At 51.0% G+C, this 9,869-nt stretch carries 13 protein-coding genes and 1 tRNA gene; 10 read left to right on the top strand and 4 right to left on the bottom strand.

What is annotated here, in order from left to right:
* Positions 1 to 137 precede the first annotated feature (137 nt).
* The 3 genes from HBA93_RS13310 to HBA93_RS13300 form a co-directional block, all read right to left on the bottom strand.
* A complete protein-coding gene (locus tag HBA93_RS13310) occupies positions 138 to 644 on the bottom strand; it encodes a GNAT family N-acetyltransferase (protein WP_221723580.1) in 507 nt (168 codons plus the stop codon).
* An 8-nt stretch (positions 645 to 652) separates the two neighbouring features.
* Complete coding sequence (locus HBA93_RS13305) at positions 653 to 910, bottom strand: YjhX family toxin (RefSeq protein ID WP_221723579.1); 258 nt, start codon at positions 908 to 910, stop codon at positions 653 to 655.
* A 500-nt stretch (positions 911 to 1,410) separates the two neighbouring features.
* Positions 1,411 to 1,485 (bottom strand) — tRNA-Thr (locus HBA93_RS13300).
* A 150-nt stretch (positions 1,486 to 1,635) separates the two neighbouring features.
* Between HBA93_RS13300 and HBA93_RS13295 the strand changes: the two genes are divergently transcribed.
* The 10 genes from HBA93_RS13295 (at position 1,636) to crcB (ending at position 8,261) form a co-directional block, all read left to right on the top strand.
* Positions 1,636 to 1,818, top strand: coding sequence for a hypothetical protein (locus tag HBA93_RS13295; RefSeq protein ID WP_221723578.1), 183 nt, complete (start codon positions 1,636 to 1,638; stop codon positions 1,816 to 1,818).
* A 597-nt stretch (positions 1,819 to 2,415) separates the two neighbouring features.
* Positions 2,416 to 3,705, top strand: coding sequence for a UDP-N-acetylglucosamine 1-carboxyvinyltransferase (murA, locus tag HBA93_RS13290; RefSeq protein ID WP_221723577.1), 1,290 nt, complete (start codon positions 2,416 to 2,418; stop codon positions 3,703 to 3,705).
* Positions 3,706 to 3,868: 163 nt separating this feature from the next.
* Positions 3,869 to 4,327: a DUF2948 family protein gene (locus tag HBA93_RS13285; protein ID WP_221723576.1), complete on the top strand. Its 459-nt coding sequence runs from the start codon at positions 3,869 to 3,871 to the stop codon at positions 4,325 to 4,327.
* Between the two features lie 9 nt (positions 4,328 to 4,336).
* On the top strand, positions 4,337 to 5,629 hold the full coding sequence (gene hisD, locus HBA93_RS13280; RefSeq protein WP_221723575.1) for a histidinol dehydrogenase: 1,293 nt from the start codon (positions 4,337 to 4,339) through the stop codon (positions 5,627 to 5,629).
* Between the two features lie 54 nt (positions 5,630 to 5,683).
* The gene (locus HBA93_RS13275; RefSeq protein WP_022709172.1) at positions 5,684 to 6,166 is read left to right on the top strand and encodes a UPF0262 family protein; all 483 of its coding nucleotides are present in this window, start codon (positions 5,684 to 5,686) and stop codon (positions 6,164 to 6,166) included.
* A 3-nt stretch (positions 6,167 to 6,169) separates the two neighbouring features.
* Positions 6,170 to 6,640 (top strand): arsenate-mycothiol transferase ArsC, encoded by a 471-nt coding sequence (locus HBA93_RS13270; protein ID WP_121993574.1) that lies wholly within the window; start codon positions 6,170 to 6,172, stop codon positions 6,638 to 6,640.
* Between the two features lie 125 nt (positions 6,641 to 6,765).
* On the top strand, positions 6,766 to 6,984 hold the full coding sequence (gene infA, locus HBA93_RS13265; protein ID WP_022709174.1) for a translation initiation factor IF-1: 219 nt from the start codon (positions 6,766 to 6,768) through the stop codon (positions 6,982 to 6,984).
* A gap of 41 nt (positions 6,985 to 7,025) precedes the next feature.
* The gene (locus HBA93_RS13260; RefSeq protein ID WP_245257268.1) at positions 7,026 to 7,646 is read left to right on the top strand and encodes a Maf-like protein; all 621 of its coding nucleotides are present in this window, start codon (positions 7,026 to 7,028) and stop codon (positions 7,644 to 7,646) included.
* Positions 7,646 to 7,858, top strand: a complete 213-nt coding sequence (gene yacG / locus HBA93_RS13255; RefSeq protein WP_121993572.1) for a DNA gyrase inhibitor YacG — start codon at positions 7,646 to 7,648, stop codon at positions 7,856 to 7,858. Before HBA93_RS13260 ends, yacG begins: the two co-directional genes overlap by 1 nt.
* Positions 7,859 to 7,886: 28 nt before the next feature.
* Positions 7,887 to 8,261, top strand: coding sequence for a fluoride efflux transporter CrcB (gene crcB / locus HBA93_RS13250; RefSeq protein WP_121993571.1), 375 nt, complete (start codon positions 7,887 to 7,889; stop codon positions 8,259 to 8,261).
* A 152-nt stretch (positions 8,262 to 8,413) separates the two neighbouring features.
* On the opposite strand, the gene HBA93_RS13245 is transcribed toward crcB, so the two are convergent.
* On the bottom strand, positions 8,414 to 9,739 hold the full coding sequence (locus tag HBA93_RS13245; RefSeq protein ID WP_221723574.1) for an NAD(P)/FAD-dependent oxidoreductase: 1,326 nt from the start codon (positions 9,737 to 9,739) through the stop codon (positions 8,414 to 8,416).
* Positions 9,740 to 9,869: the final 130 nt, after the last annotated feature.

Here is a 9,869-nt window from a genome sequence, read left to right as displayed (position 1 = left end):
GATAGAGCTATCATGAGCCGAAAATCCTCTCTTCTCAATTAACACTGTTTTGTCTCAAGGGCGCTGATGTCGGACAATGCACAATACCTGCGATGGAGACCGTGGCGACCATTGCCGCCACGGAAGTGCTCGCTATGTTATTGCGTGAAGAATGCTTCGTGATATTGGATTGACCCTGATATTGAGGAGCCGTCCAAAGATAGCCTCATGAAATATTCGGGCGGAACGCCTTTAAATATAACAGCGGGGTCATTTTCGAAGCCGAACCGGCGGTAGTAGTTTGGATCGCCAAGGACGACACAGCCTTTGGCTCCTACTCTCCGGATACGTTCCAGGCCTTCACGGATGAGAGCATCGCCCACTCCCTTCCCTTGAAATTCCGGGCTGACTGCGACCGGCCCTAGCCCCATCCAACCCGTTTCAGATTGAGCCGTTTTTACTGGCGAGAAGGCACAGTGTCCGATGATTTTTTCATCGACAACTGCAACCAGTGATAGGTTGAGAGCATTAGCAGAACGAAGTGCGTCAATGATCTTACTTTCAGTGCCATCGCTATGTTCAGCTGTGCTAAATGCATGCTCCGTCACCTCTCGTATATGTCCAATGTCCGCTGGGCTTTCATCCCTGATGGTAAACTTAAACATGATCTGTCCTATCGATTGTCTAGCTGTGAGCGAACTGAACGACGACCCTTCTCAGAAATCTGGTAGGGAGATGAGGATTGTGAAGAGATAAGGCGCTTACGGCGCAGCTTGAGAAACACCTCTAGTGTGCAGTCGGCCAGGACATGGCCATTCCGTGTAAAGCAGAGGATTTCGATAATTCGGCCATTATCAGACCGATGATGGCGGATGAATCCACCTTGAGCCAGCACGTGTAAAACACGTTGCTCCAGTCGAGAGATATTCATAAATGTAGCCTGTGAAATAAATAACACCCATGCATCAGGTACTACACGGTAAATTACCGCGCAGACGACGCTTACGTGTCTCGACAATTCGAGACGCTTAACGGGTGGTCACAAGCTCCAGCATCTATAATTCCCTATCTAACTTTGCTGATGGGAAAAATAAACTTTGATGTCATTGATGTCAAGGGAACGGATCATTCACGATAGCACAACAAATCCGTAAATCCGTGGCGTAAACGAGTGCGCGAAAGGTCAGTAAGTTTCAATTCTGTTCTGCAAATGTTTACAGTGTGGAAAAGAGTCAACACAAATTCGAGACGTCTAATGGGCGCTGTGAATTGGTGTGGATGGTTTGCAGGCGGAAGGGAGGATTCAGATACGATTCGATTATGGAACAGTTGTAGAACAAACCTTGCCAGAATCTTGCCACTCGCAGGCGTTTAGCTATGCGCAGCTATACATATTCAAAAATCTAAATGCTTGGGAAAAGTTAGGAAAACTGGTGCTGCGAGAGAGGATTGAACTCTCGACCTCTCCATTACCAATGGAGTGCTCTACCACTGAGCTACCGCAGCATACTGTCCGTTGCGGCGGACTTCTGGCATAAGATTCGTGAAACCGCAAGCCATCAAATGCATTTCTTTTGCTTAAAATACAAAAACCGTACAATCCTGTGCATATGTATGCTTTTCCAAACAGGATTGCTGGTGTAAAAGAACCGCATAATGACTGATAAGCCTGATACCTCATCCCAAAAAGCAGAAGCAGATCAGCGTGCTAAGCGCCGTTCTGAACAATTGCGCGCGAATCTCATGCGCCGTAAAGCGCAGATTCGTTCAAGACGTTCCGGTGCGGAAGATGAGCGCGGCGAAGGATTGCCTGCTGCCGGTAAGACTGAGACTGACTGAATATCCCGTTTGGATGATTATTTCTAAACTTTTTCAATTTAGGATCATGTTCGAAAGACTAAAACATGTCGCGGAAATGTGGGCACCGGTTTTCCGATAGCGACATGCGTAAAAACAAGAAGATAGGGTAAGCGCGGTGGATACAATTAACGCGTAAACCCACGACACGCTCTAGAGCGCCGTACGCCCCATTGGGCGCTACACAGGCTGCTCTAACATTTTAAAATTAGGGCACAATTCCTTAAACTGATCCAAGTTTAAGGAATTGGCTCTAACACCTGAATATTTACAGTTCGGGGCTGCATTATGTGCCTCCCGCATAATGCAAAGCTGCCGGACGGATCACGACTTTAATGAAAAGTGTGATTTTAGAATAAAAGACACATTTCTGATTGAATCAGGCTGTTGTGTCAGCACCAAACTGCTTTATGGCAGCATTAATATCAGCGCAGACTTTGCACGGCAAAGATATCTGTAACAGGAAAACCGGAACAGGACAGAGGCAGCGTGTGCTGTGACTGTCTGAAAACAGGCTGTCTCGACAAGCGCAGGGAATGCGTTTTGTGCAGGAAGACATTGCCGTGAAAGTGAAAAATTATGGATCGTATTAAAATCACCGGCGGCAATAAACTGAACGGCATTATCCCGATTTCTGGCGCGAAAAATGCAGCTCTGCCACTGATGATTGCATCGCTTCTGACCGATGAAACGCTGACGCTTGAAAATATGCCGCATCTGGCTGATGTGGAACTGCTGACACGCATTCTCGGCAACCACGGTGCGGATTATTCGGTCAACGGTCGTCGTGAACATCAGAACGGCTCTTATGAGCGCACTGTGCATTTCACCACGAAGAATATCGTCGACATCACCGCACCTTATGAGCTGGTTGCTAAAATGCGCGCCAGCTTTTGGGTTATCGGGCCTCTTCTGGCGCGTGCCGGTGAGGCGATTGTGTCGCTGCCAGGCGGCTGCTCGATCGGTACACGTCCGGTTGATCTGATGCTCGACAGTCTGACCGCACTTGGCGCAAAGATCGAGATTGAAAACGGTTATGCCCGCGCAACAACCAGTTCGGGGCTTGTCGGGGCTGAATTTACATTCCCGAAAGTCTCTGTCGGCGCGACCCATGTGGCACTGATGGCTGCCTGTCTCGCCAAGGGTGATACAATCATTCATAACGCGGCCTGTGAACCGGAAGTGGTGAACCTCGCAGAGTGCTTGAATGCTATGGGTGCGAAAATTGAAGGTGCGGGTACGCCAACTATTCGCATTCAGGGTGTAACCAGCCTGAAAGGTGCACGCGTTCGCGTGATTCCTGATCGTATTGAAACAGGCACTTATGCCATGGCTGTTGCTATGACCGGCGGTGATGTGGTCCTGCAAAATACCCGTTCGGATCTGCTGCAGTCTGCATTGGATGTCGTACGCCAGACCGGCACAGAGATCACCGATGTTGAAAACGGCATCCGCGTGGTGCGCAATGGTCACGGTATTGAACCGGTGAATATTACAACTGATCCGTTTCCGGGCTTCCCGACTGATTTGCAGGCGCAGTTCATGGGTCTGATGACCAAAGCCAAAGGCACATCGCATATTACGGAAACGATTTTTGAAAACCGTTTCATGCATGTGCAGGAACTGGCACGTCTGGGCGCAAAAATCTCTCTTTCCGGTCAGACCGCAACGGTTGAAGGTGTTGAGCGCCTGAAAGGTGCGCCGGTGATGGCGACCGATCTTCGCGCATCAGCAACACTGGTGATTGCAGGTCTGGCGGCAGAAGGTGAAACCACTGTAAACCGCGTTTACCATCTGGATCGTGGTTTTGAGCGTCTGGAAGAGAAACTCTCCAATTGCGGGGCCGAAGTTTCCCGCATCAGCGGTTAATCTGTTTTCAGGTTTTTCTGTTTCAGACCCCGATCTGTTGTCGCAGGTCGGGGTTTGTTATTAATCAGTAGTGCTTTTTACTGTTAAGTGCTTATATCAATGGCACAGACTGTTCGCAGCCGGTAACGCTGAAACAGCGAATTGAAATGCTCAAGGAGAATGATTGCGAATGCTCAAGCTTGTGGCAATGGATGAGGAAGACTTACAGATTATTTCTGCTCATATGCAGGATGCGGTTCTGAAAGTCGGCGATCTGGATTACCGCCCTGCGGAGCAACGTTTTATTCTTGCCTGCAACCGTTTTGCCCGTGAACAGCCGCCTGCACGCGCACGTGGCAAAGAGAGCTATGAGCGTCGTCGCAGCGTGTTGCATTTTGACCGTGTAACGCAGGTGCGTGCGCAGAATATTGACCGCGCAGCGCAGCAGGATGTGTTGTCTTTGCTGGCGATTAATTTTGAACCGGCTGATGCGCCTTCCGGTGTGATTGAATTGGTTTTTGCAGCAGATAAGACCATTCGTCTTACTGTTGAAGTGATTGAAATGCGCCTTGCTGATCTGGGACCTGCCTGGGAAACCGGCAGCAAGCCGGATCACATAGCTGCCGATAATATGACGAAATGAGGGGTTAGCGTGGTTCAGACGCTCATACAAAGTGCCGCAGATTTTGAGAACCGTTTTGCGGCGTTTCTGGCAGGTAAACGCGAAATTTCAGAAGATGTTGACCGTGCCGTGCGTGAAATTGTGCAGCAGGTACGCGAGCGCGGCGATCAGGCGCTGATCGATTATTCCAGACGTTTTGACCGGATTGATCTGGAAAAGACCGGCATTGCTGTGACGGCTGAGGAAGTGCGGGAAGCCGTTAAAAATGCCGATCAGTCTGTGATTGATGCGCTGATTGTGGCGCGTGACCGGATTGAATCCTACCATAAACGTCAGCTGCCGAAAGATGACTATTATACTGATGCTATCGGTGTTGAGCTTGGTTCACGCTGGACAGCTGTTGAATCGGTCGGACTTTATGTGCCGGGTGGCACAGCCAGCTATCCGAGTTCGGTGCTGATGAACGCAGTTCCGGCTAAAGTTGCGGGCGTTGAGCGTATCGTTATTGTGGTTCCGTCACCGGATGGCGCGTTGAATCCTCTGGTGCTGGTGGCTGCGCATCTTGCCGGTGTTTCAGAGATTTACCGCGTGGGCGGTGCGCAGGCTGTTGCAGCTCTGGCCTATGGTACGGAAACCATCAAACCGGTTTCCAAAATTGTTGGTCCTGGCAATGCCTATGTTGCGGCTGCAAAACGTTTGGTTTTCGGCACGGTCGGCATTGATATGATTGCAGGCCCGTCAGAAGTGCTGGTTGTGGCCGACAGTGAGAATAATCCGGACTGGATTGCCGCAGATTTGCTGGCGCAGGCTGAGCATGATGCTTTTGCCCAGTCAATTCTGCTGACCGACAGTGCGGATTTCGCCAAATCGGTAGAAGATGCGGTTGAACGTCAGTTGCAGACCTTGCCGCGTGAGGCAATCGCCCGTGCAAGCTGGCAGGATTTTGGTGCGGTCATTCTGGTGGAAGATTTTGACACTGCGGTGCCGCTGATTAACCGTATTGCTGCCGAGCATCTGGAAATTGCAGTGGCTGATACGGATGGTCTGCTGCCGAAAATCCGCAATGCCGGTGCGATTTTCATCGGTAAATATACACCGGAAGCGATCGGTGATTACGTTGGCGGGCCGAACCATGTTCTGCCGACAGCCCGTTCTGCGCGGTTCTCTTCCGGTCTGTCGGTGATGGATTTTGTAAAGCGCACCTCGCTTTTAAAACTGGGTGCGGAGCAATTGCGTCTTCTCGGACCATCCGCGATTACACTGGCTGAAACTGAGGGATTGCAGGCACACGGCCTGTCGATTTCACGACGACTGAATATGTAACGATGAATGAGGGACAGCGGGCAGGGTTTCTGTATACCGCCTGCGTAAAGAGTGATGACCGGAAAAAGTGACAATGCCCGGCTGATCGATGTGGAACTGGACGAGACAATCGGCCAGTCTACGCCGGATATTGAGCATGAACGGGCCGTCGCTATTTTCGATCTGATCGAGGAGAACAGTTTTTCTCCGGTTGGTGACAGTAATGGCGGGCCTTATCGTCTACGTTTGTCACTGGTTGAAAAGCGCCTGATTTTCAATATTACGCGTGAGGCAGGGGAGCTTGTGGCAACGCATATTCTCTCGCTGTCTCCGCTGCGTAAAACGGTCAAAGATTACTTTCTGATCTGCGAAAGCTATTATGCAGCCATCCGCTCGGCAACGCCGAGCCGTATTGAGGCGATTGATATGGGGCGGCGCGGCTTGCATAATGAAGGTTCCCAAACATTGATGAACCGGCTTGAGGGTAAGATCGACCTTGATTTCGATACGGCACGGCGTTTGTTTACGCTTGTCTGTGTGCTGCACTGGCGCGGGTGACGGATGAGCATAATTCCTGATCCGGTGCCGGATATTCTTGCAGATGCTGCCACTGTCAAAAAACCGGCCTCCGTTCTGTTTGTCTGCGGAATGAATGCCATACGCTCGCCGATGGCGGAGATTCTCACCCGTTCTATGTTGCAGGGTAAAACCTATGTGGCATCAGCCGGCGTAACACGTGGCGAGCGCGACATGTTTGTGGATGCGGTGCTTGAGGAAGAGGGGTTGTCGCTGAATGAAAGACAGCCTGTCGGACTGGAAGAGCTGAATGACGGGTATTTTGATCTGATTATTACGCTGACACCGCAGGCACATCACGTGGTGCTGGAGCGGATGCGCAGTTTTGCGGCCAATGTGGAATATTGGCCGATGCCTGATCCGACACTGGTCACCGGCTCGCGGGAACAGCGTTTATCGGCTTACCGCGATGTTCGCGACCGTTTAAAACAGAAAATTACTGAACGTTTTCTGTGATTCAGCAGAGCTTTTAACAGTTCTACATTTCAGTTGTTCACAAACGGACTCTAATCATATAGGTTCCGCGCAAATTCAGACCTTCTGCATGATGCAGATTTATTAAACCAAAAGACAGGTTACGTATGGCTAAAGAAGAAGTCCTTGAGTTCCCGGGTATTGTAACGGAACTTTTGCCGAATGCTATGTTTCGGGTAAAACTCGAAAATGAACATGAAATCATCGCTCATACGGCTGGCCGTATGCGTAAAAACCGCATTCGCGTTCTGGCCGGTGACAAAGTACTGGTGGAAATGACCCCATATGACCTTTCCAAAGGTCGTATTACCTACCGCTTTAAATAAAATTCCTGCTGCCGGACTCATATCTGACCATGAAGACAACAATGTCCCATACTCTGGTACTGGCCTCGGCATCGCCGCGGCGCATTGAGCTTCTGGCGCAAATAGGTATTGAACCTGCATTTCTGCAGCCTGCTGATATTGATGAAACACCACAGCGTTCGGAACATCCCCGTTCGCTGGCAAAACGTTTGTCAAAGCAGAAGGCAGAAAGAGCTAAGGACAAGCTGAAGAATGATGCGGATTATAAATCCGCTTTCATTCTCGCAGCCGATACTGTGGTGGGCGTGGGACGGCAGATCCTGCCTAAGGCGGAGAGTGAGGATGTGGCGCTTGATTGTCTGCGCCTGCTTTCCGGCCGTGCCCATAAAGTTTTTACCGGTGTTTGTCTGGTCACGCCGAAAGGCAGTCTGCGTCAGGTACTGGTTGAAAGCCGTGTGCGCTTTGACCGGTTGAGCCGCCGCCAGATGGATGCCTATATCAGTTCCGGTGAATGGCGCGGCAAAGCAGGTGGCTATGCTATTCAGGGGCTGGCAGGCAGTTTTATCGTCAAAATGGTCGGTTCCTACAGCAATATTGTCGGTCTGCCGTTACATGAAACGCAGGCATTGCTGGAAGGTGAAAATTTTCCGGTTTACGACCAGTGGCATGAAGGCAAAGTGTGATGGCAGATAAAGAAAACCCTGCCGCTTCTTATGAAAATGTGACACCGCTGCGTCCGGCACGGCCTTGCCCTGAATGCGGAAAACCCTCAGTACGCGACTCTTATCCGTTTTGTTCGCCGCGCTGCCGCAGCGTCGACTTAAACCGCTGGCTGTCAGATGCTTATGTCATTCCCGGCAAGCCGGTTGACGATAGCGATCAGGAAAACAGCTGACAGAAACAGAAGCGGTCAGGGGAGCAATATGAATTTTCTGATTGTTTTTCTCGGAGCAGGGATCGGCGGGGCAGCCCGTTACGGCACCGGTTTGCTGTTGTCACGTTTCTCTGCACTGACAATGTTTCCGCTCAGCACATTTGCGGTCAATATTACCGGCTCTCTGCTGATGGGACTGATTATCGGCTATTTTTCAGCGCGTAGTGGCCTCGCGGAGAACTGGAAGCTGTTTCTTACCACCGGTATTATGGGTGGTTTCACGACATTCTCTGCCTTTTCACTGGAAACAGTGCTGCTCATGGAAAGCGGATATATTGGCACGGCATTGGCTTATATCCTGTCCTCTGTGATTTTTGGGGCAGCAGCCCTGATGGCAGGGTTGTATTTGATGCGCTTAATTTAGAGCGTATCCCGAAAAGTGCGAAGCGCCTTCGCGGGGAAAACAGTCCGCCGGACTGTTTTCTTATCCCGCTTCGATCGGGTGAGATGCGCGTTAAAACAAAGAGTCAGAGCGGTTCTGCCGATTCAAAAATTAACCGGAACCGCTCTGGCATGTCACCACATTTCAATATGGATTTTTGAGCCATCGCTGAAGCGGTTGATATGAAACGGTGAAGGGTCAACAACGGGCTTTTCACCGGTCACCATATCGGCGATCAGTTTTCCTGCACCGGGGCCGATACCAAAGCCATGGCCGGAAAAGCCGGTGGCGACAATGCAATTCGGCAGATGATCCAGAGGCGAGATAACCGGTACAATATCCGGCGTCGTATCAATCAGCCCTGCCCATTGCTGGGCGATTTGTACATTTTTGAAGGCAGGCAAAGCCTGCTGCAGTGCTTTGAAAACGGCCTGATTGCCAGCTTTATGCGGCTCCGGATCAAGAATACGGATTTTCTCAAAGATGGAGGTCTGATCTGCGGGGCGTAATTTCCACTCAAAAGCTTCTTCAATAAAGCGCTGTCCGAACCGCAAACGCACGGTTTTCCATTCAGTGCGCAATGCAGGAATGAATTTGGGCAGAAAGCGGAAACTGTCGGGCACGATATCGGCAATACTGCCTGAGAGGCTGGCAACTGTATAGCCGCCATCCATACGTTTGCGCAGTGCGAAGTCTGAAAAGGCGATGGCAGTCTCGACGCCGGCTTCAACCGGCGTGGTGCGCAATACGGATGAGCGCATTTTCAGTTGCGGCAGGGTGATACCCAGATCAGAACAAATCAGACGGGACCAGCTGCCGCCGGCAATCACCACAGCTTCACACTCAACCGCGCCTTGTTCGGTAACCACAGTGCTGACGCGGCCATTGGTGGTTTCAATCCGGCGCACAGCACAATTCTGCATGATGACAGCACCAAGCTCGCGCGCTTTTTCTGCAATAGCAGGTGCTGCTTTTTGCGGCTCTGCACGGCCGTCCGCGGCGGTATAGAGCGCACCATAGAGCGAACGTTGCAGACCGGGGGCGAGTGCTGCGGCCTGTTGCTTGCCAACAACCTGACTGTCAATGCCGTGCTCTCTGGCAATGTTCACCCACTCGCGCCATTTTTCCAGATTTTCTTCTTTTTCCGCCGCAAAGGCAATACCGGTGGTGCGAAATCCGGTTTCCCTGCCGGTCAGCGTATTCATCTGCGCCCATTGTTTCATACTCTCAACGATCAGCGGCATTTCACGGCTGTCGCGGCCGGTATGACGGCACCAGCCCCAGTTGCGGCTTGATTGCTCACCGGCAATCACGCCTTTTTCCAGCAGGGTTACAGGAATACCGCGCTGCGCCAGATAAAGTGCTGCGGACACACCGATAATCCCGCCGCCGATAATAGCGATCTGCGTTTTTGCCGGTAATGACGGAGAGGACTGGACGCTGTCTGTCTGCGGACCCATAAGATATTCCTGTATGCCTGTATCAATTTTATTTTGCAGCTTCGGCTATTCCGGTTGATTCGACAATTGCAGAAACAATGGCGCAACCGGCTGGATTATGAAAAAAACATGTCATAATCCGCACTCAGTT

Source organism: Ochrobactrum sp. SFR4, from assembly GCF_019730395.1.
In the GTDB taxonomy this organism is placed as follows: domain Bacteria; phylum Pseudomonadota; class Alphaproteobacteria; order Rhizobiales; family Rhizobiaceae; genus Pseudochrobactrum.
The sequence above is the reverse complement of the archived record's forward strand: the minus strand, read 5'-3'. Positions and strand labels throughout refer to the sequence as shown.